Origin of the sequence: Cobetia sp. Ld8, from assembly GCF_045066615.1 — a bacterium.
Classification (GTDB): Bacteria; Pseudomonadota; Gammaproteobacteria; order Pseudomonadales; family Halomonadaceae; genus Cobetia; species Cobetia amphilecti.
The window spans coordinates 240181-260664 of sequence record NZ_JBISHF010000006.1; the positions used below are offsets into that span (position 1 = coordinate 240181).

The 20484-nt window shown below is 65.9% G+C and carries 12 protein-coding genes; 4 read left to right on the top strand and 8 right to left on the bottom strand.

Going from position 1 to position 20484, the window contains the following annotated elements:
• The first annotated feature begins 66 nt into the window (after window positions 1-66).
• The 3 genes from ptsP to ACJJV2_RS02830 are packed head-to-tail and all read left to right on the top strand — an operon-like array spanning window position 67 to window position 5938.
• On the top strand, window positions 67-3111 hold the full coding sequence (gene ptsP / locus ACJJV2_RS02820) for a phosphoenolpyruvate--protein phosphotransferase (RefSeq protein WP_405278149.1): 3045 nt from the start codon (window positions 67-69) through the stop codon (window positions 3109-3111).
• Window positions 3111-4154: a 1-phosphofructokinase family hexose kinase gene (locus tag ACJJV2_RS02825; RefSeq protein ID WP_215823403.1), complete on the top strand. Its 1044-nt coding sequence runs from the start codon at window positions 3111-3113 to the stop codon at window positions 4152-4154. Before ptsP ends, ACJJV2_RS02825 begins: the two co-directional genes overlap by 1 nt.
• Window positions 4151-5938: a PTS fructose-like transporter subunit IIB gene (locus ACJJV2_RS02830; protein WP_405278151.1), complete on the top strand. Its 1788-nt coding sequence runs from the start codon at window positions 4151-4153 to the stop codon at window positions 5936-5938. Before ACJJV2_RS02825 ends, ACJJV2_RS02830 begins: the two co-directional genes overlap by 4 nt.
• 138 nt (window positions 5939-6076) lie before the next feature.
• Here the strand turns inward: ACJJV2_RS02830 and betT are convergent, their stop codons facing one another.
• The 8 genes from betT to ACJJV2_RS02870 all read right to left on the bottom strand — a co-directional run bounded on the left by betT (window position 6077) and on the right by ACJJV2_RS02870 (window position 19566).
• Window positions 6077-8116 carry a choline BCCT transporter BetT gene (gene betT, locus ACJJV2_RS02835; protein ID WP_225347223.1) on the bottom strand — a complete coding sequence of 680 codons (2040 nt, stop codon included), beginning with the start codon at window positions 8114-8116 and terminating at the stop codon, window positions 6077-6079.
• A 974-nt stretch (window positions 8117-9090) separates the two neighbouring features.
• Complete coding sequence (locus ACJJV2_RS02840) at window positions 9091-10263, bottom strand: Spy/CpxP family protein refolding chaperone (RefSeq protein WP_405278154.1); 1173 nt, start codon at window positions 10261-10263, stop codon at window positions 9091-9093.
• A 243-nt stretch (window positions 10264-10506) separates the two neighbouring features.
• The gene (locus tag ACJJV2_RS02845; protein WP_153636475.1) at window positions 10507-10902 is read right to left on the bottom strand and encodes a hypothetical protein; all 396 of its coding nucleotides are present in this window, start codon (window positions 10900-10902) and stop codon (window positions 10507-10509) included.
• 199 nt (window positions 10903-11101) lie between these two features.
• Window positions 11102-11845: a response regulator gene (locus ACJJV2_RS02850; protein WP_175089247.1), complete on the bottom strand. Its 744-nt coding sequence runs from the start codon at window positions 11843-11845 to the stop codon at window positions 11102-11104.
• 33 nt (window positions 11846-11878) lie between these two features.
• Window positions 11879-13297: an ATP-binding protein gene (locus ACJJV2_RS02855; RefSeq protein ID WP_405278157.1), complete on the bottom strand. Its 1419-nt coding sequence runs from the start codon at window positions 13295-13297 to the stop codon at window positions 11879-11881.
• Window positions 13294-16419 (bottom strand): efflux RND transporter permease subunit, encoded by a 3126-nt coding sequence (locus ACJJV2_RS02860; RefSeq protein ID WP_225347219.1) that lies wholly within the window; start codon window positions 16417-16419, stop codon window positions 13294-13296. The genes ACJJV2_RS02855 and ACJJV2_RS02860 overlap by 4 nt, the downstream gene beginning before the upstream one ends.
• Window positions 16416-17840 carry an efflux RND transporter periplasmic adaptor subunit gene (locus tag ACJJV2_RS02865; RefSeq protein WP_405278159.1) on the bottom strand — a complete coding sequence of 475 codons (1425 nt, stop codon included), beginning with the start codon at window positions 17838-17840 and terminating at the stop codon, window positions 16416-16418. Before ACJJV2_RS02865 ends, ACJJV2_RS02860 begins: the two co-directional genes overlap by 4 nt.
• 367 nt (window positions 17841-18207) lie before the next feature.
• Entirely contained in the window at window positions 18208-19566 is a 1359-nt protein-coding gene (locus ACJJV2_RS02870) for a gluconate:H+ symporter (protein WP_043334321.1), read from the bottom strand.
• A gap of 332 nt (window positions 19567-19898) precedes the next feature.
• On the opposite strand from ACJJV2_RS02870, the gene ACJJV2_RS02875 reads away from it, so the two are divergent.
• On the top strand, window positions 19899-20450 hold the full coding sequence (locus ACJJV2_RS02875; RefSeq protein ID WP_405278162.1) for a gluconokinase: 552 nt from the start codon (window positions 19899-19901) through the stop codon (window positions 20448-20450).
• The last annotated feature ends 34 nt before the right edge of the window (window positions 20451-20484 follow it).

Consider the following 20484-nt stretch of genomic DNA (forward strand, 5'->3'; position numbering starts at 1 on the left):
TACTCGCTTGCAGCGCACCGCCAACATCCAGGCTCCTCATCAGAAGGGAGCCTCAAGGAGCCAGCCATGCTCAGTCTTGATCGCGAGGACATTCTTCTCGCCGCCCATGCCAGCGACTGGCGCGATGCCTTGCAACAGGCCGCCGATGCCCTGGTCGCCGGTGGGCGCGCCACGCCCGACTACCGTGAGGGCCTGCTGGCGCGTGAAGCCCAGTCTTCCACCTACCTGGGGCAGGGGATCGCGATTCCCCACGGTACGCCGGAAAGCCGCGAGGCCGTACTGGCCACCGGGGTGCGTGTCCTGCAGTTTCCGCAGGGCGTGGAGTGGCACGACGGCAATCGCGTCTTCCTGCTGGTGACCATCGCGGCACAGTCCGATGAGCATCTCGACATCCTGCGTGCGCTGACGCGCGTGCTGGATCGCGATGGCGTCAGTGAGCGCCTGGCCTCGGCGACCACCGCCGAGGAAGTGCTGAGCGAGCTGGGGCGCGAGGTGGTGCCGCCGCGCCTGGATGCCGAGACGCTGCTGTGCGGCTTCCCCGCGCGTGATCGTGACGAGCTGGTGCTGGCGGGGGCCGCGCGCCTGCGTCAGGCCGGCTGTGTCAGTGATGGCTTCATCTCGGCCATGCTCGCCGCCCAACCGGTGGCGCTGGGGCAGGGCGTGTGGCTGGCGCAATCGCAGCAGGATGTCACCCGCTCGGCGCTGGCCATCGTCACGCCGGAGAAGGCACTGGAGACGCGCCACGGGCGCATCACTGCGCTGGCCTGTCTGGCAGTCGATGCCCAGCAGGGCCAGCATCAGCCGTTGCTGGAACGCCTGCTGACGCTGTTGGAAGAGGGCGCGGGCGAAAGCCTGCCGGGCCTGTCGGCCAGCGCCCTGCTGGCGCGGCTGTCGGGGGAATCCGCCACGGCGCAGCTGGCTCAGGTCGTGTTGCTCAACGCCCACGGCCTGCATGCGCGTCCGGCCAAGCAGCTGGTGCAGGCGGCGCGCGAGGCGGGAGAGCAGCATGGCGTCATTCCGGCGCTGCGACTGGAAGGCGATGACAGCGGTGTGGTCAGTGCCGCCAGTCTGACCAAGGTGCTGGGGCTGGGCGCACGCCGCGGCCAGACGCTGATCTTCAGCGCCTCCGGCGATGACTCGGCGGCCAATCAGGCGGCGCTGAGCATGATGGTGAGCGCGGTGCAGGCCGGTCTCGGCGAGGCGGTGGAGCCGCTGGCCGATTGGCGCGCCGACGCCGCCACGCCGCTGGAGGCCAGCGAACAACAAGCCACCGGCGACACCCAGCAGGCCGCTCCCGCCGCCGATAGCGTGGTGCCTGCGGTGGCCGCCTCGCCGGGCATGGCCATCGCGCCGTGCTGGGTGATGCGCCTGCCGCGCTTCGTCTACGAGACGCGCAGCGATGCCGGCGCCGATCGTGAGGCCGAGCGCCTGGTGGCCAGTATCCAGACCGCGCGCGAGCAGTTGCTGGCGCTGGTCAATCGCGCCGAAGGCGCCGAGATGGCCGAGATTCTCTCGATGCACGAGGAGATGCTCGGCGATCCGGAGCTGTTCGCCGCGGCGCGCGAAAGCCTCGATGAAGGCCACAGCGCCGAAGCGGCGTGGTGGTCGGCCATCGACAGTGCCGCCAGCGCCCAGGAGAACCTCGCCGATCGCCTGCTGGCCGAACGCGCCGCCGACCTGCGCGATGTCGGGCGGCGGGTGCTCGGCGTGCTGACCGATACGCCGCTGCCCAGCGCCCCCGAGACACCGCATGTGCTGGTGACCGAGGACATCGGCCCGTCGGATGTGGCGCGTCTGGATACCACTCGCGTGCGGGGGCTGGTCACGGCGCTGGGCGGGGCGACCTCGCACAGCGCGATTCTGGCGCGTTCGCTGGGCATTCCGGCGGTGGTCGGGGCTGGCCCGAGCGTGCTGGCGATCGCCGATGGCAGCGAGCTGATCGTCGATGGTGAACGAGGCCGCGTCAGCGTGATGCCCTCGGCCAGTCGCCGCGCGCGTGCCGAAGAGGCGATCGCCGGGCATGAGCAGCGTCAGGCCGCCGCCTGGGAGTCGCGCATGGCACCCGCCACGACCCTGGATGGCCATCATGTCGAGGTGGTCGCCAATCTGGGCAACACCGCCCATGCCGGCGACGCCGTCGAGCGCGGTGCCGAGGGTGTCGGCCTGCTGCGTACCGAATTCGTGTTCATGGCGCACCCGCAGGCACCGGACCTCGCCACCCAGACCGCCCAGTACGGTGAGGCGCTGGATGCCCTCGAGGGGCGGCCGCTGGTGGCACGCACGCTGGATGTCGGCGGCGACAAGCCGCTGCCGTACTGGCCGCTGCCGCGTGAGGACAACCCCTTCCTCGGCCTGCGCGGCATTCGCCTCGCCCTGACGCGCCCGGAAGTGCTCGAGACCCAGGTGCGGGCGCTGCTGACGGCCGCCGGTGCGCGGCCGATTCGCCTGATGTTCCCGATGGTCAAGGACCTGGCCGAACTGCGCGGCGCGCGTGCCATCGTCGATCGCGTGCGTGGTGAGCTGGACGCCGCCTACGCGGCCGAACATGGCCAGCCGCCGGTGCGCGACGTGCAGGTCGGCGTGATGATCGAGATCCCCTCGGCGGCGCTGACTGCTGCCAGCATCGCGCCGGAAGTCGACTTCTTCTCGGTGGGCACCAATGACCTGACCCAGTACACCCTGGCGATCGATCGTGGCCATGCGACGCTCTCGGCGCAGGCCGATGGCCTGCATCCGGCGGTGTTGCGCCTGATCGAGATGACCGTCAGTGCCGCGCATGCCCACGGCGCCTGGGTCGGCGTCTGCGGTGAGCTGGCCAGTGATGACCAGGCCGTCGGCGTGCTGGTCGGGCTGGGCGTGGATGAGCTGTCGGTGTCCAGCCGCCAGATTCCGCTGGTCAAGGCGCGGGTGCGCGAGCTGGACCTGGCCACGGCGCGTGAGCAGGCGAGGGTCGCGTTGGCCCAGCCGACCTCGGAAGACGTGCGCAGTGCTCTGGAAGCGCTGCTCGAGCAGGGCGAGCCTTCCGTTGCCGAGGTCACCTCAGGCGCTGCGGCCAGTCATGCGGACAGTGATCCGGCCAGTAATGGACACAGCCCGCGGGAGTCAGTGTGATGAGTGACAACACGACGCGTCAGGCCGCCGACTGCCCGGTATTGTGCGTGACGCTCAACCCGGCGCTGGACATGACCATCGGCCTCGACAGCCTGGTGCCGGGCAAGGTCAACCGGGCGCGCAGCCACCATCTCGAGGCGGCGGGCAAGGGCATCAACGTCGCCCGTGTGCTGGCGACACTGGGCCATCCGGTGACGCTGAGCGGCTTTCTGGGCGCCGACAACCAGGCCGATTTCGAGGCCGCCTTCGCCGAGTGGGGGCTGAGTGATGCCTTCGAACGCGTCGCGGGCGCGACCCGCATCAACGTCAAGCTCGGGGAGGCCAGTGGCCGTGTCACCGATATCAACGGCGCGGGGATGCAGGTCGATGAGGCCGCCTTCACGCGGCTGGAAGCGCGCATCGATGAGTGGATCGATCGTCAGCAGGCCGAGGGTAGCCCGGAGCGCTGTGCCGTCGTCATCGCCGGCAGCCTGCCGCCGGGCGTCAGCAGCGAGCAGCTGGCGAGCCTGGTGCAGCGGGTGCGTGCCCGCCGCATTGCCTGCTGGCTGGATACCAGCGGCACGGCACTCGAAGCCGGTCTGGCGGTGCCGCCCAGCGGCGTGAAGCCCAACGAGCAGGAACTGGCGCTGTGGGCGGGCGAGCCGCTGGAGAGCGACGCCGCCCGTCAGCGCGCGCTGGCGAGTCTGGTCGAGCATGGCATCGAGCAGGCGCTGATCTCTGCCGGTCCGGAAGGCGTGCTGTGGGCAAGCCCCGGCGCCGAGACACTGCGGGCACGCCCGCCGCGCATGCGAGTGGTCAGTACCGTATGTGCCGGTGATACCCTGCTGGCCGCCATGCTGCATGGGGTGCTCTGCCATCCGACACCCACGGCGGCCATGCGTGAACAAATTCTGCGTCATGCCACGGCGCTTTCCGCCGAGGCCGTGACCCACCCGGGGCCGGGCAATCCCGCCGCCCCGGAGCTTGAAACCCTCCAACAACACACCAGCATCGAGACATTGGCCAGTGCCGAGGTCGCGACAGCCGGAGAGCCACGCCCATGAATGTCATCATCGTTACCGCCTGCCCGAGCGGCATGGCGACCAGCTTCCTGGCGGCGCGCCGCCTGGAGCAGGCCGCCCGTCGTCGCGACTGGGAGCCCCTCATCGACATGCGCTCGCAATTCGAGCGTGAACTCGTGCTGAGTGATGTCCAGCTCGCCGCCGCCGAACTGGTGATCGTCGCGGCGTCGCCGATGACCAGCGCCGGGCTCGAGCGTTTCGTCGGCAAGCGCGTGCATGTCGCGCCCATCGAAGAGGCGCTGCCGGACCCCGCCGCCTTCCTGGCCAATGCCGAGGCCCGCGCCCGCGTGCTGGAAGCCAAGGACATCGCCGATGTGGCTGCGACTGTCAGCACTACGGCCACCGGCGCAGCAAGCGCAGCTGGTGGAGAGGTGGCGCACAAGCCGTCCATCGTCGCGGTCACCGCCTGCCCGACCGGCGTGGCGCATACCTTCATGGCCGCCGAGGCCCTGAGCGAGGCAGGGCGCACGCTGGGCTACCCGACGCGGGTCGAGACCCAGGGCTCGGTGGGCGCGCAGGATGCGCTGACCGAGCAGGAGGTCGCCGCGGCAGAGGTGGTGATCCTGGCCTGTGATATCGAGGTCGACCCGACACGCTTCGCCGGCAAGCGGGTCTGGCGGACCTCCACCGGCACCGCGCTCAAGAAGCCGCGCGATACCATCGAGCAGGCACTGGAAGGCGCCGAGGTGGAATCCGCCACCGCCGCGGGCGGTCAGGGCAGCCAGCAGAAGGGCGAGAAGCGCGGCCCCTACAAGCACCTGCTGACCGGCGTGTCCTTCATGCTGCCGATGGTGGTGGCGGGCGGCCTGATGATCGCGCTGTCCTTCGTGTTCGGCATCAAGGCCTTCGAGGAAGAAGGTACCCTGGCGGCGGCGCTGATGCAGATCGGCGGCGGTTCGGCCTTCAAGCTGATGATTCCGGTGCTGGCGGGCTATATCGCTTATTCCATCGCCGACCGCCCGGGCATCACGCCGGGCATGATCGGTGGCTGGCTGGCCGCCACCCTGGACGCCGGCTTCCTCGGCGGCATCATCGCCGGCTTCCTGGCGGGCTACAGCGCGCTGGGGCTGAGCCGTTTCGTCAAGCTGCCGCAGTCGATCGAATCGCTCAAGCCGATCCTGATCATCCCGCTGGTGGCGAGCATGGTCACCGGTCTGGTGATGATCTACGTGGTCGGCACGCCGGTGGCGGGGCTGATGGCGACACTGACCGAATTCCTCGAATCGATGGGTTCGGCCAATGCCGTGCTGCTGGGCATTCTGCTCGGCGCGATGATGTGCTTCGACCTCGGTGGCCCGGTCAACAAGGCCGCCTACGCCTTCGGTGTCGGCCTGCTGGCCAGCGAGACCTATGCGCCGATGGCGGCCATCATGGCCGCTGGCATGGTGCCGGCGCTGGGCATGGGGCTGGCCAGTTTCATCGCGCGAGCCAAGTTCGCCGAGCCGGAGCGTGAGGCGGGCAAGGCCAGCTTCATTCTCGGCCTGTGCTTCATCTCCGAGGGTGCGATTCCGTTCGCCGCCAAGGACCCGCTGCGCGTGATTCCGGCCTGCATGGTCGGCGGTGCCGTCACCGGCGCACTGTCGATGCTGATAGGCGCCAAGCTGCTGGCGCCGCACGGCGGGCTGTTCGTGCTGCTGATTCCCAACGCCATCAACGTGCCGCTGATGTACCTGGGCGCCATCGTCGCCGGCACCCTGGTGACGGGTATCGGCTATGCGCTGATCAAGAAGGGCGCACAGCAGGTCGAGACCGCTGCCGCGACCTGAGCCGCTGGCAGGCAGGTAAGGACGCAAGCCGCAAACGCACAAGGCAAGACGCAAAAAAGCCCCCGCCGGTCTCCCGGCGGGGGCTTTTGCATTGCAGGCCGAGCGCAGGCGCTCAGCGACGGCTCAGTCCAGCTTCGATCAGTCCAGTTCGGACTTGCCGATCACGCCCGGCATCGCCGGCGCTTCATTGACCGTATCGTGGCGCACGAAGGCCAGATGCTGCTGGTAGGCGGTGACGACTTCGTCGAGCACCTGGGCACGCGACAGGCCGTTGAGCTCCTGACCGCTGCCACCTTCGGAGAGGTGCACTTCCAGACGCAGGTAGAAGTCATCATTGGCGTCGATGAAGCTCGGCGTCTGCTGACGCACCGCACGCACCTGGTAGACGAAGTTGGAGGCGTCCTCGAACTCGACTTCCAGCGTCACGCGGGGCAGCGGCTCATCTTCCAGCGTCTCTTCGGTGACGCTCGAGACCTGACCGCGACGATTGAGTTCCTCGGCCAGCTGGTTGAGGGCCGGGCGGATGGAGCGCTTGAGGGTCGCCTCGGAACTGCCGCTCTGGGCGAAGTCGAGCACGTGGTCCAGACGCTCATGCCAGTCGACGCCTTCGTAGACGCAGCTGTTGTCCTGACGCACGTTCTCCTTGCGGTCCTCGATCATCAGCGCCTTGTACATGCCGATCATCATGAAGATCAGCACGATGGAGAAGGGCACGGCGGTGATCACCACGGCGCTCTGCAGCGCGCTCAGCCCCCCGACCATCAACAGTGCCAGCGTCAGCAGGCCGATGATGGCGGACCAGAAGATGCGCAGCCAGATCGGCGCATCGTGGTTCACGTCCTTGAGGATGGAGGTGAAGTTGGCCAGTACCAGAGCGCCGGAGTCGGCGGAGGTCACGAAGAACACGATACCCAGAATCGCCACCACGGCGGTGGTGATGGTGGAGTAGGGCAGCTGCTCCAGGAAGGTGTAGATGGTGTTCTGCGGTGCATTCAGGGCTTCGGTGGCCAGTGTCGCGACGTCCTGATTGGCGACCATGTCGATGGCGGAATTACCGAACACGCTCATCCACACCATCATGAAGCTCAGCGGAATCAGCAGCGCGCCGAACACGAACTGACGGATGGTACGGCCCCGCGAGATACGCGCCAGGAACAGGCCGACGAACGGGGTCCAGGCGATCCACCAGCCCCAGAAGAACAGCGTCCAGCCGCTCATCCACTCATCGGTACCCGGGGTGTAGGCGTAGGTATCGAAGCTCTTGGCGGTGAACTGGGTGATGTAGTCACCGACATTGAGCACCAGGGCGTTGAGCAGCTGCGAGGTGTCGCTGACGGCGAGCACGAAGATCAGCAGCGCGGTGGCCAGCAGCATGTTGAACTCGGACAGCATGCGGATGCCTTTCTCGACACCGGTGATCACGGAAATGGTCGCCAGTACCATCACGCCGATGATCAGCGCGGCCTGGACGGCGAGGTTCTCGGGCACGCCGAGCATGAACTTGAGGCCGTAGTTGAGCTGGATGACGCCGATGCCCAGCGAGGTGGCGATGCCGAACACGGTGGAGATGATCGCGAAGATGTCCACGGCGTTGCCGATCGGGCCATTGATGCGGTTGCCGAGCAGCGGGTAAAAGGCCGAGCGGATTGCCAGCGGCAGGCGGTGGCGGTAGCTGAAGTAGGCCAGCGACATGCCGGCGAGCACATAGATGCCCCAGCCGGAGAGGCCCCAGTGGAAGAAGGTTTCCACCATGGCGTTGCGGATCGCCGCCTGGGTCTGCGGGTCACCGGTCACCGGCGCCACATAGTGGGACAGCGGTTCGGCGATGCAGTAGAACAGGATGTCGATGCCGATACCGGCCGCGAACAGCATCGCCGACCAGGACAGCAGCGAGAATTCCGGGCGTGAATCGTCCGGCCCGAGGCGAATGCGCCCGAAACGCGAGCAGGCGATCAGCACGCCGAAGACCAGATAGGCGACGATGGCCAGCATGTAGAACCAGCCGAAGGTATCGATGGTCCAGCCCAGGGCGCTGCCGATCCAGGCGTCGGCCTGTTCGGTGAACAGCATCGCGAAGGCCAGGAAGGCGAGGATACCGATGATCGATCCGTAGAAGACCGTCGGGTTGATACGACTCGAGGACGGCGTGGCGTTCTCGGCGGAAGCAGGTTTCTGCATGAGCAACTCCTTATCAGGGGAAGTTTCACTCGTGCGTGGTGCTTAGCTGCCCGTCAGCCGCAGAAATTGCGGGTGGCGTGCAGGAAAAGACGGACACGAACGGCACGGGCCGTGCTCAGCTCACGCGCGGGGCGGAACTTGCAGCAGCGGCAGTGTCGACTGCCGTGGCGACGCGATTGCAGGGGCATCGCTGGGCAGCAAGCAAGAAATGCCGATGGGCAATTCATGAGAGACGCCGGGTGCGCACCGTGGTGCGGCCCCTTTTTGCAGGCCAGATTGGCCGCAGAAGAACGATGGCGGGTCGAGCGCTGGGGAACGCCTGGCCTTCATCGTGCTGCTCTCATCACTTCGAACGTCTACTTGGCGTCCCTGGACGTCACCCGCCTTCTCGCGAAGGGGCGGGTCACTCCGGTGTCTGCTCGCGAGTCCGTGGCGGTCGCCGTCGCTTGCTCCCTTGAAGTTGCCGGGATGGCAGGCGTCAGTCTCGTCGGCATCTGCCGGGTCCGCTTTCCTGTGACGGTTGCAGGCATCCCGTCTTGCTGTCGCCGGTCGAGATCGGCAGCGGAGGGGAGCTCAGCAGTCAGGAAAACGCGACTCACATCATCACGCCGTGTAATGCTCAAAGCCTTGCAGAATTATTTTAATTGATTGTTCAATAAAAATATAACCCCCTTTGGGGAAAAAGGCAGTGCAACTGTCGCTTCCGCTTATCCTCGTGTCGCGATCACATCGCCGCGAGGCCCGATGACAGAGCCTCGCAGGCGCGGTGTCGTGCTCGGAAAAATCGCTGTCGGTAAAAGGACACAACGACGCCGCCCCGACCACAGAATCGTGGCCGGGGCGGCGAAAGTGACATCAGCAGGGCAGTTGAATGGCTGTGTCCGGGGCGTGATCGTCCGGGGCGCGACCGCCCGGTTCTTACCTCGCCGGGCCCACGATCAGCCGGCTTTCAGTTGCCCGGGTGATGGCCTGACTCAGACATCTTCAGACTGGTCGGCGTCATGCATCGGGCCGCGCTTCATGTCGCCGCCCTTCATGCCGCCATGATGCTTGCCAGCGTGATGGCGCATGCCGTTGGCCATGAAGGCTTCCAGCGCATCGAGCTGCTCGGCGGACAGTACATCGGCGAGCTTCTCGCGGCCTTCCTCACGCAGCTCCAGGCGCTGCTCCTTCATTTCCTTGCGCATTTCCTGGCGGGCGGCGACACGCTCCTGCTTGGTGTCGGCGTCCTGCATGGCATCGCGCATGTCGTCGTGCATCTCTTTCATGCTGTCATGCATCTCGTCACGCATTTCCTTGCGGACTTCCTTGAGCGCCTGCATCTGGTCATCGCTCAGGTTCCAGCTGGCCAGCAGCGCCTTCATGCCTTCCTGCTGCTGACGGTCGGCCATCTTCGGACCGCGCTTGTCACGCTGGTGCATCAGGTCCAGCACCTTGATCTGGTCGTCATCCAGCACTTTGGCCAGACGATCGTGCTGGGTCTTGCGCAGCTCCTCGAAGGCGGCCTTGCGCGCTTCACGCGAGTCGAAGTCGGTCTTCTTGAGTGACTCCATGTCGTCACGCATGGACTTGAAGGAGTCCTTGAGCGCGCTGCGCTGGTCGTCATCCAGGTCCCAGCTGTCGAACAGGGCGCCCATCAGCTGCATGCGTTGCTTGCCGTTGTCGGCCATGTGCTTGCCGCCACGTTCGCCGGCCATGTGCTTGCCGCCGCGCTCGCCACCACGCTCGTCGGCATGCTTGCCTTCGCCGTGACGTTTGCCGTCATGCTTGCCCATGTGCTTGCCGTGCATCGGCTTGCCGGCAGCCCAGTAGGCTTCGAGCACCTTGACCTGATTCTCGTCGAGAATCTCTGCCAGGGCGGCCTTGTGTTCTTCACGTTGTGCCTGGATGGCGTCGCGGCGCGCTTCGCGGGAGTCGAACTTCTGCTCCTTGAGCTGCTTGCGGCTTTCCATCTGCTGTTGCTTGAGTGCGTCGAGCTGTTGCTGCTGTTCATCGCTGAGATGCCAGCTGGCGAGAATCTTGTCGAGGCCTTCCTTGCGGTCGGCGCCGTCATGGTGCTTGTCGTTGCTTGAGGCCACGGCGGTCATCGGCAGTGCCAGGGCGGTCAGCAGACCGGAAACGATGAGCTTGCGAGAAATGCGGTTCATGGCGTACTCCGAGTGTCTAGATAAAGGGCCGGAATCAAGCGATAAGAGCATTATCAGCAGTGAATGTGCCGGCATTGTGCAACGTTTCATGGGGTTGCGTGCAACGCGCCTGGGCGGAACATGCAACGGCTTGCTGTGTCTTTTCTGCAGCGTGATCTTGTGGTCTGAATCCTGTAGGGACTGAGTCCTTGATCAAGGTGATGACGCCAGGTTTCAACCCGGGGCACTCAGACGCGGTTGCCATCAGCCACCGTGGTGGCGCTTCTTCGCCGCCTTGGCGTTCGCCTGGGCATTCGCCGGATAGTGGCGGTCGAACTGCTGGTGGAAGCGCTGGGTCTGATGGCGATTCAGGACGCGATCGACATCGGCCAGGTAGGCCTTGCGCGCCTTGGCAAGCGCCTTGGCGTCGTGATGGCTCTCTGCGGCCTGACGTTGCTGGCGATAGTGGCGATATTGCTTGTCGAGGGTGGCACGCTGGCTGGCGTTCAGGCTGATGCCATCCAGCAGCACGTTCAGCGAGACATCGGCGGCGCTGGCACTGGTCACGCTCAGCGGTGATGCCATCAGCATGACGCTCAGTACGCCGGCACCGATCAGGCGAGTGCGGGAAAGAGCACGACTGGCAGGACTGTGGGACATGACGAATACCTCACTTGTGGCGTAGACCCGCGCTTGAGCAGCAGTAAATGGCTCTCGCTTAGGCAGTGATGACAGTATCCGTCGAAGTTGGACAGCAAGTTCGCACCGTGGGTGCAACAAAAACGCAACCGCCGTCTGTGGTCACAGACGGCGGTTGTCATGTTTCTGAAAGGTTTCGACGCCTGAGCAATGCGAGATATCAGTCCAGCACGTCAGGCTCGAACTTGTAGCCGACGCCATAGATGGAGCGAATCACGTCGCGCTCCGGCCAGACATTGGCGATCTTGCGGCGCAGCTTCTTGACGTGGGAATCCACCGTGCGCTCGGAGACGATGCGGTGGTCGCGGTACATGTGGTCCATCAGCTGGTCGCGGGAGAAGATGCGCCCCGGTGACTGCATCATCACCTTGAGCAGCTGGAATTCTACCGCCGTCAGGCCCAGGTCGCTGCCATCGGCCAGTGCCTGCCAACCTTCCTCATTGAGCACCAGCTGGCCCTTGTCGGAGGTCTGCGAGAGGGTCTGATCAAGCGCCTGGCTGCGACGCAGCACGGCCTTGATGCGCGCCACCACCTCACGCGGACTGAAGGGTTTGCAGATGTAGTCATCGGCGCCCAGCTCCAGCCCCAGCAGGCGGTCCACTTCCTCGACCCGCGCGGTCAGCATCACGATGGGCAGCAGGTTGTCCTCGGCCCGCAGCTGGCGGCACAGGGTCAGGCCGTCGGTGCCCGGCAGCATGAGGTCCAGCAATACCAGGGCGGGTGTCTCGTCATTGACCGCCGCGATGACGGCGTTGCCGTCGTCGACATGCCGAGTGCGATACCCGCTGCCGTCCAGATAATCGCACAGCAGGCTTGCGATCTTGGGCTCGTCTTCCACCACCAGAATCAGCGGTTTCTGGGTCTCGGCCCGGGCGTCAGGGGTGTCGGCGTGAACGTCGCTCATGGTCAAGAGTCCTTGCAGATGAAAATGTCTGTTTCAAGTAGACAACAGCGGCAGGCGAATGTCCCATCGCAGGCCGCCCAGCGATGACTGGCCCGGTACCAGCTGGCCATCATGCGCACTGACCAGCGCGCTGGCGATCGACAGGCCCAGCCCTGAACCCCCGCTGGAGCGATTGCGCGAGTTCTCGACCCGATACAGGCGCTCGGTGAGGTGGGCAAGCTCGGCCTCTGGCACGCCGGGGCTCGAGTCTTCCCAACGCACGACCGCCCAGCCTGGGTGGCCGGCGCCATCCCCGGGTGCGGCGGCCTCACGCAGCAGGCTGACCCTCAACTTGCCGGGCGAGTCGGTGTAGGCGCGGGTGTTGCTGGCCAGGTTGCTCCATAGCTGATGCAGGCGCTGCATGTCGCCCTGCACGCGCAGTGGCAACTGGATGTCGGTCTCAAGCTGGATGCCGCTGTCTTCCAACCAGCCGCGCAGGTCGTCCAGGCTATCGCTGAGCTGGGCATCCAGCTCCAGTGGCTCGCGCCAGGCTTCCAGGGTGCCGGCATCACTCTGGGCCAGCAGGCGCAGATCCGACACCAGGTGGTTGAGGGCATCCACTTCCTGCTCCAGCGAGCCGAGGCTGTCCTGGCTCATCGGGCGGATACCGTCCTGCATGGCCTCGATCTCGCCCTTGAGCACCGCCAGCGGCGTGCGCAGCTCATGGGAGATATCACTCACCCAGCGCTGGCGCGAATCGCGGTTGGTCTCCAGCGTCTGCGCCAGCGCATTGAAGTCGCCGGCCAGCCGCGACAGCTCATCTCGCCCGCGCACCGGCAGGCGGGTGGCATAGTCGCCACTCGACAGACGGCTGGCGCCACTGGCGAGGTCACGCACCCGATGGCCCAGCCACCAGGCGATGCCGGCCGCCGCCAGCAGCGAGGCGAAGGTGGAGGACAGGATGATGGTCGCCAGATTGCGCGATTGACGCTCCAGATACTGGTCCTTGCCGCGGCGCAGGAATTCACTCACCGGCAGGTAGCCCAGCTCGCCGATCTTCTCGCCGTCCAGCTTGAGGTCCTTGAACCGCATGCCGGGGATGGGGCGCGGCGGCCCATTGAGGCGCTGGCCGCGGGTATCGCGCAGCATGTAGTCCTGGGGGCGATTCATGTTGGCGCCCGGCGGCATCTCGAACCTGTCCGGCGGCGCCTGGGAGTGCACGATGCGCCCCCAGTTGCGCCGGCTCTTCATCCAGTCCCAGTTGCCTTCCGCGGCGTAGGCGCTGACCAGGTCGGACGAGATCAGCTCGATGCGCTCCTGCTGGGTCTGCTCCAGATACTCCGCGAACCCTCTGTCCATGCTGTGGGAGATGAACATGTAGATGCTGCCGCCGATCACGACATTGGTCAGCAGCAGGATCACGAACAGCCGCACGGACAGCCGTGAGCGCCAGGCGGTGACGGCGGGCATCATGATGGCTGCTCCTCATGACGCGGGGTGCGGGGCGGCAGCCCCAGCAGGCGTCGCAGATTGTGCTGCAGGTCTTCCAGCAACAGGTAGAGCGAGGGCACCAGGATCAGCAGGATCACCGTCGCGAACAGGATGCCGAAGCCGATGGAGACCGCCATCGGGATCATGAAGCGCGCCTGACGCGAGGTCTCGAAGATCATCGGCGCCAGGCCGAAGAAGGTGGTCAGCGTCGTCAACAGGATGGGACGCAGACGTCGCGTGGCCGCCATGATGATCGCCTCACGCGCGGTGGCGCCGGCCAGACGCTGTCGGTTGGCGTAGTCGATCAGCACCAGGGCGTCGTTGATGACGATGCCCGACAGCGCCAGCATGCCCATCAGGCTGATCACCGACAGGCCATAGCCCATCAGCTGATGGCCGATGACCGCGCCGATCAGGCCGAAGGGGATCGCCGTCATCACCAGCAGCGGCTGCAGGTAGCTTCTGAACGGCAACGCCAGCAGCAGATAGAGTGCCGCCAGCGTCAGCAGCAACGACACCTGCAGTGACCCCAGGTTGTCGGCGGTCTCTTCCTGACGCCCGCCATAGCCGATGCTCAGGCTCGGATACTGGCTCTTCAGCTGAGGGTAGACATCGCTTTCCAGACTGGTGATCACCTGACTGACCGCGTCGGACGGGGTGACGTTGGCGGTGACCTCGATCACGCGGCGGCCGTCGATGCGCAGGATGCTGGACGCGGCGCGTCCCTGCTCGATGTCGGCCACCAGCCCCAGAGGCACGCTGACGCCGTTGCCGGTCTGCACGCCGAAGTTCTCCAGCTGGGCGAGGCTCGCGCGCTGGTCTTCGGGCAGCAGCACCTTGACCTCGACCTCGTTGCGGCCCTGCTGTTGCTTGAGGGCGGTCGCGCCGGACAGCGGCCCACGCAGCTGGTTGGCCAGGGTGGCGCCATCCAGCCCCAGCGAGCGACCGTAGGCATTGAGCTGCAGATAGAGCTCGCGCTTGCCGTCATCCAGGCCGCTGTCGATGTCCGACAGCGAGCTGTAATCCTCAAGCGACGTCGCCAGCGACTCGGCGGCGGCCATCAGCGCACCGCTGTCAGACGAGGAGAGGCGGATGGTGAGGCCCGCGCCGCGGCCCGGCCCGCCGATATCGGATTCGAACAGCAGCGACTCGGTATTGGCGATGGTACCGGCTTCCTCGCGCCAGGCCGTGATCAGCTGCGAGGGTGACCAGTTGTCCTCCACCGTGGTGTCCAGATTGGCGATGATGCTCAGCGAGTTGCCTTCGATCTCGGCGCTGGTGGAGTAGATCGCGGGGGCGTCGTCGCGCTCGCGGACCCGCTCCAGCGCGTCCAGCAGCAGGGTGCGCACTTCGCGGTCCTGGCTGATCGGGCTGCCCACCGGCAGGTTGGCGGTGACGCCGGCACGGTTGGACTCGACACGCGGCATCAGCGAGAAGCCGAGGCGGCCACTGGCCATCCAGGCCATCGCCAGCACCAGCAGTGCCAGGCCGCAGATGGCGGTCAGGCCACGATAGTTCAGGCACCCTTCGAGGAAGGGCTGGAAGCGGCGACGCGTAAAGCGCTCGAGCCCGTGCTGGACGCCATGGCGCACGCGGTCCAGCGGTGCCAGCCAGCGGATCGGCTTCTCGCTGGTATGGCCCAGGTGCGCGGGCAGGATGAAGATCGCCTCGATCCAGCTCAGCGCGAAGATGCTGATCACCACCAGCGGGATGATGCCGAATACCAGCCCGAGGAAGCCGGGCAGGAACAGCAGCGGAATGAAGGCCACGATGTTGGACAGGATCGAGAACGCCAGCGGCACCGCGATCTCGCGCGCGCCGAGAATGGCGGCTTCGCGCATGCTGGCGCCGCGCTCGCGGTGCGAGTGGATGTTCTCGCCGACGATGATGGCGTCATCGACCACGATGCCCAGCGCGATGATGAAGGCGAACATCGAGATCATGTTGATGGACACGCCGACCAGCGGCAAGAACAGCATCGCGCCGAGGAAGGCGGTGGGGATGCCCAGCGTGACCCAGAAGGCGAGACGCGCCTCGAGGAACAGCCCCAGCAGCACCAGCACCAGTACCAGCCCCATCCAGGCATTCTTGAGCAGCAGTTCCAGGCGGTCCTGATAGACCAGCGAGTCATCGTCCTCGACGCTCAGTGTCAGTCCGCGCGGCAGGCTGGCGGTCAATTGCGGCAGCATCGCCATGGTCGCGGCGGACAGCTCGTTGGGCGTCTGGGAGCCGACCTGATAGATGTCGAGACCGATCGCCGGTTCGCCGTCGTAGAGCACTTCCTTGTCGCTGTCAGCGAAGCCGTCGGTGACGGTGGCGATATCGCCCAGGCGCACGACATTGCCTTCCTGGCTGGAGATCACCGGCAGCTGCGCGAACTCGGCGGCGCCGTCGCGACGCGCCTCATAGCGCACCAGGTATTCGCCCTGCTGGGTATCGAGGCTGCCCCCGGCCAGGTTGAGCGCCTGATTGCCGATCAGACCGGCGATATCCTGATGCGACAGGCCGTAGCGACGTAGCGCGCCTTCCTCCAGCGCGACATGCACCTCGCGGTCACGGATGCCGGTCAGCTCCACCTTGGTGATGTCGTCGCTGTCCAGCAGGCTCAGGCGCAGACGCTCGGCGACATTGCGCAGGGTCTGGTCATCGGTCTGGCCATGCAGCTTGAGCTCCATCACGCTGCGCGAGCGGCCCGCCAGCGAGTAGACGGGCGGGTCGGATTCATCGGGCAGGGTGGTGATGCTGTCGATGGCCTGCTGGATGTCCTGATAGGCGCGCATGGTCTCGACGCCGTCCTGCAGCTCGATGGACAGCGAGCCGAGGCCTTCCTCGGCGGTGGCGGTGATCTCCTCGATGCCCTCCACGTCCTGTACCGCGGACTCCATCGCCTGCAACAGGCTTTCGGAGACCTCATCCGGCGTGGCGCCGGAATAGCTGACGCTGACGTTGATGATCTCGAGCTCGAAGGAGGGGAAGACCTCCTTCTTGATCTGACTGGACATCAGCAGGCCGCCGAGAATCAGACACAGCATCAGCAGATTGGCAGCGACACCGTGATCGTGCATCCAGCGGATGGGGCCCTTGAGGCGCGACTGTGCCGTCATGAGTCACTTCCGGTGGTCGTGGCGCTCTTGTCGCCCGCTGCGGTGTTTTTGTCGCCAGCGGCGGTGCTCTTGTCGACAACCGCCGTGTCCTTCTCAACTGTCGCGGTGCTCGTGTCGCCAGCCGTCGTCTTGTCGTCAGCCGCCTCGGCATCAGTTGTCTTGGCGGTCGGCGTCGCCGCATCGCCGCGCGCGCGCAGTGCCATGCCGGCTTCGACGCTGCTCAGGGAGCTGGTGATGACGCGCTCGCCGTCCACCAGACCGTCGGCGACCAGCAGGGTGTCATTGCCCAGATGGCGCACGCCTACCGAGCGCTTCTCGAGATGCCCGTCCTCCGTCAGCACCCAGACCTGCTGGCCGCTGCGCAGCGCACTGATCGGCAGTTCGATCAGCGAGGCGGTGCGCTGGGGTGTCAGGGTCGCCTCGACCACATCGCCGATGCGCAGCGCCGGGGTGCTGGCGCGCGCCTCCTCGGAGACATTGAGCGCCAGCGGGTCTTCCACCGCCACCATCACCTGGGTCAGCAGGCCGTTGTCTTCCAGCGACGGCAGCACGCTCCACACTTCGCCACGGCGATGCTGGCCATCCGGCCAGGCCTTGCTCGAGAGCAGTACCGGCGTGCCCTGGCCATCACGGGCGTGGGTTGAGAGCCATTCCATGTCGGCCTGCGGCAGATTGAGGCGCACCCAGAAGCGGTCGGTGGCCACCAGCGTCAACAGGTCGGTGAAGGCGTTGAGGTCGCTGCCTTCGCCGACCAGCCGCTCGCTGATCAGACCGTCGTAGGGGGCGCGAATCTCGGTGCGGGCCAGATTGAGCTTGGCCTGATCGCGGCTGGCGCGGGCGCTTTCCACGGCGGCCTGGGCCGACTTGAGCTGAGGTTCGCGCAGGACCAGCGCTTTCTGAGCCGCCGGCAGATTGCGACCGAAGGTCTTGTATTCAGAGGCGGCGCGGATCTGCTCGCCCTTTTCAGAGGCGAGGCTGGCTTCTGCCGTGGCGAGATCCGCCTCGGCCTGACGCAGTGCCAGCTGATAATCCAGTTGGTCGAGGCTGGCCAGCAGCTGGTTCTCGCGGACTTCGCGGCCGGCCTCGATGCCTTCGGGGAAGGGCGCCAGCTGACCGCTGACGCGCGTGGAGACCGTGGTCTGACGATCGGCGATCACACGGCCGAAGCCCTCAAGCGTCGGGGCGTTGGCGGCATGGCTGACCGTCACCACCTCGACCGTGGGAGCAGGCGCCTCGCTGGGGGCACGCTTCGGCGCCCCGGGGCGATGATTCATCCACCAGGCGGCCAGCGCGATCGCCAGCGCGAGAATGATCAGCGCCAGCAGGCGCATCCAGATCAGGCGCCGCGAGGAGGGTGCGGGGCGGCCGGCAGGGGCGGGCGACGCGGAAGACGACGCTGGCGTCTCAGGGCTATGGTCCATGCGGACTCCGAACGAAAAGTGACTGGCCTGATGCGCAGCCGTCTTCTGGCCAGTCGCTTTGGCGTCGGTCAGAGCGGGCGGTGGATCATGGCCATGAAAGGCAGACGAATGGGTGGATGATCGCATGATGCCATTCAGGCGCAATGCCAAAATGGGAAATAGCGTGCAACAGACGCAATCTGCCATTGCGTGATTGGCGCCCCACAAAAAAAGCTGCCACACGAAGTGGCAGCTTTTCACGAGTGCGCCTGGCGGGCGGCGCCTGCTGACGAATGAACCCTCCTGTCAGCCTGGCTGAACCGCGCGGGCAGGCCAGATTTCAGTAGTTGAAATAGTTGAAATAGTTGAACTGGATGAACGGGATAAACTAGATGAACAGGCCGATCAGCAGTGCCATGCAGACGCCGATCACGCCGATCAGGGTCTCCATCACTGTCCAGCTCTTGAGTGTTTCCTTCTCGGTGAGGCCGAAGTAGCGGCTGACCAGCCAGAAGCCGGAGTCATTGACGTGACTGAGCACGGTGGCGCCACTGGCGATGGCGATCACCACCAGCCCCAGCACCGGGCCGGACAGCGCCAGCGTATCGATCACCGGGGCCATCAGGCCGGCGGCGGTGATCATCGCCACGGTGGCCGAGCCCTGGATGACTCGCACGGCGGTGGCGATCAGGAAGGCAAGCAGGATCGGCGGCAGGTTGCTGTCGGCCATCAGGTTGCCGAGCACGTCACCGACCCCGGAATCGATCAGCATCTGCTTGAAGACGCCGCCCGCGCCGGTGACCAGGATGATGATGCCGGCGGGTTCGAGTGCCTTGGTGGCGACTTCCATCACCTGTTCGCGCGTCATGCCACGGCGTGTGCCCAGCAGGGTGAAGGCCATCAGGGTGGCCAGACTCAGTGCCACGAACGGGTGACCGAGGAAGCCCAGCCAGCCGACCAGCGGACTGTCGTCACCGAACAGGAAGCCCGAGACGGTGTTGAGCACGATCAGCGCCAGCGGCAGCAGCACGATGGACAGGATCAGACCGAAGCCCGGGGCGCGCTGATTGACCTCTTCATCGCTCATCACGCTGCCGGTATTTTCCATGTAATCCGGGATCCTGGCGTCGATGCGCGCCGCGATGAAGCGACCGAAGATCGGCCCCGCGACGATCATCGCCGGCAGGCCGCACAGCGCGCCGAACAGGATGACGTAGCCGAGATCGGCACCGATCAGCTTGGCGACCGCGATCGGCCCCGGGGTCGGCGGAATGAAGGAGTGCGTCACGGCAAGACCGGCGAGCAGCGGGATGCCGTAATAGAGCAGCGAGCGGCCGCTGCGGCGCGCCAGCGCATAGACCAGCGGCACCAGGATGATGAAGGCGACATCCAGGAACACCGGAATCGCGACCAGAAAGCCGGTCAGCGCCAGCGCCCATTGCGAGCGTGAGGTGCCGAAGCGCCCCAGCAGGGTGTTGGCCATGCGATCGACACCGCCGGACACTTCCAGCATCTTGCCGAACATCGCGCCGAGACCTACCACGGTGGCAACGAAGCCCAGGGTGTTGCCCATGCCGTTGGTGACGGAGTCGATGATGGCGTCGGGCTGCATGCCGGTGGCCAGTCCGACCCCTAGGCTCACCACCAGCAGGGCAACGAAGGCATGCAGGCGCAGGCGCATGACGAGGTAAAGCAGCAGCAGAATGCCGCCGAGGGCGGCAAGGACGAGGGTGCTATCTGGGGACATGATGGCGAACTCTTGCGGCTGGCAATGGCGTGATCATCGGCCATTGCCCAAAGGCGTATTGTGTGAGGCGTCGTGGGTCGTGCAGGATGAAAGTTACCGGTAACATTAACGCTTACGCAATGATCCGAAAGGTGCATGAGGGACAAAAGTCTGTCGCGTCTGGCAGCTGACTGTCCGTCAATTGGCAGTCGCTCAGTGCGCGACAGCCGTCCCGAGGCGCCGGACAAGGGATTGATCGGCAACATCGGGTACGCTGGTGGGCCATCGTTTTCATTCAGGGGGAGAGGGTTTTCATGCAGCAGCAGGCAGAAGGAGCATCAGCGGTCGCGTCGATGCCGACCAGGTCAGAGGCTCTGGCCGCTCAGGGTGGCGTGCGTCTGGTGGTCATGGGGGTGTCGGGCTGTGGCAAGTCACACGTCGGGCAGCAGCTGGCGGCGTGCCTGGGCGCGCAGTTCATCGATGGCGACGATTATCACGGGGAGGCCAACGTGGCCAAGATGGCGCGCGGCATCCCGCTGGATGACGACGATCGCCACGGCTGGCTGGCCCGTCTGGCCGAGCTGATCGAGGCGGCGCGTCGCGACGGGCGCAGTCTGGTACTGGCCTGCTCGTCCTTGAAGCGCCGTTATCGGGATCAACTGCGTGGCGGGGACCCCGCGCTGGGCTTCGTGTTCCTCGAAGGCACGCGCGAGCTGCTGCTGGAACGCCTCGAGGCGCGGACCGATCATTTCTTCAAGGGCGCTGACATGCTCGACAATCAGCTGGCGACACTCGAGGTGCCCGGCGCCGATGAAGGGCGCATCCACACCCTCGACATCAGCGCCACACCGCAGGCGCTGGTCGAGAGTGTCTGTCAGCAGATCGTCGACGCGCCGGAGCGCTAGTCGCTCGGCTGACGTCTCACGGCGCCAGGCTGCC

Coding starts and splice junctions, on each gene's coding strand:
- ptsP (WP_405278149.1), top strand. CDS start 67: ATGCTCAGTCTTGATCGCGAGGACATTCTTCTCGCCGCCCATGCCAGC.
- ACJJV2_RS02825 (WP_215823403.1), top strand. CDS start 3,111: ATGAGTGACAACACGACGCGTCAGGCCGCCGACTGCCCGGTATTGTGC.
- ACJJV2_RS02830 (WP_405278151.1), top strand. CDS start 4,151: ATGAATGTCATCATCGTTACCGCCTGCCCGAGCGGCATGGCGACCAGC.
- betT (WP_225347223.1), bottom strand. CDS start 8,116: ATGCAGAAACCTGCTTCCGCCGAGAACGCCACGCCGTCCTCGAGTCGT.
- ACJJV2_RS02840 (WP_405278154.1), bottom strand. CDS start 10,263: ATGAACCGCATTTCTCGCAAGCTCATCGTTTCCGGTCTGCTGACCGCC.
- ACJJV2_RS02845 (WP_153636475.1), bottom strand. CDS start 10,902: ATGTCCCACAGTCCTGCCAGTCGTGCTCTTTCCCGCACTCGCCTGATC.
- ACJJV2_RS02850 (WP_175089247.1), bottom strand. CDS start 11,845: ATGAGCGACGTTCACGCCGACACCCCTGACGCCCGGGCCGAGACCCAG.
- ACJJV2_RS02855 (WP_405278157.1), bottom strand. CDS start 13,297: ATGATGCCCGCCGTCACCGCCTGGCGCTCACGGCTGTCCGTGCGGCTG.
- ACJJV2_RS02860 (WP_225347219.1), bottom strand. CDS start 16,419: ATGACGGCACAGTCGCGCCTCAAGGGCCCCATCCGCTGGATGCACGAT.
- ACJJV2_RS02865 (WP_405278159.1), bottom strand. CDS start 17,840: ATGGACCATAGCCCTGAGACGCCAGCGTCGTCTTCCGCGTCGCCCGCC.
- ACJJV2_RS02870 (WP_043334321.1), bottom strand. CDS start 19,566: ATGTCCCCAGATAGCACCCTCGTCCTTGCCGCCCTCGGCGGCATTCTG.
- ACJJV2_RS02875 (WP_405278162.1), top strand. CDS start 19,899: ATGCCGACCAGGTCAGAGGCTCTGGCCGCTCAGGGTGGCGTGCGTCTG.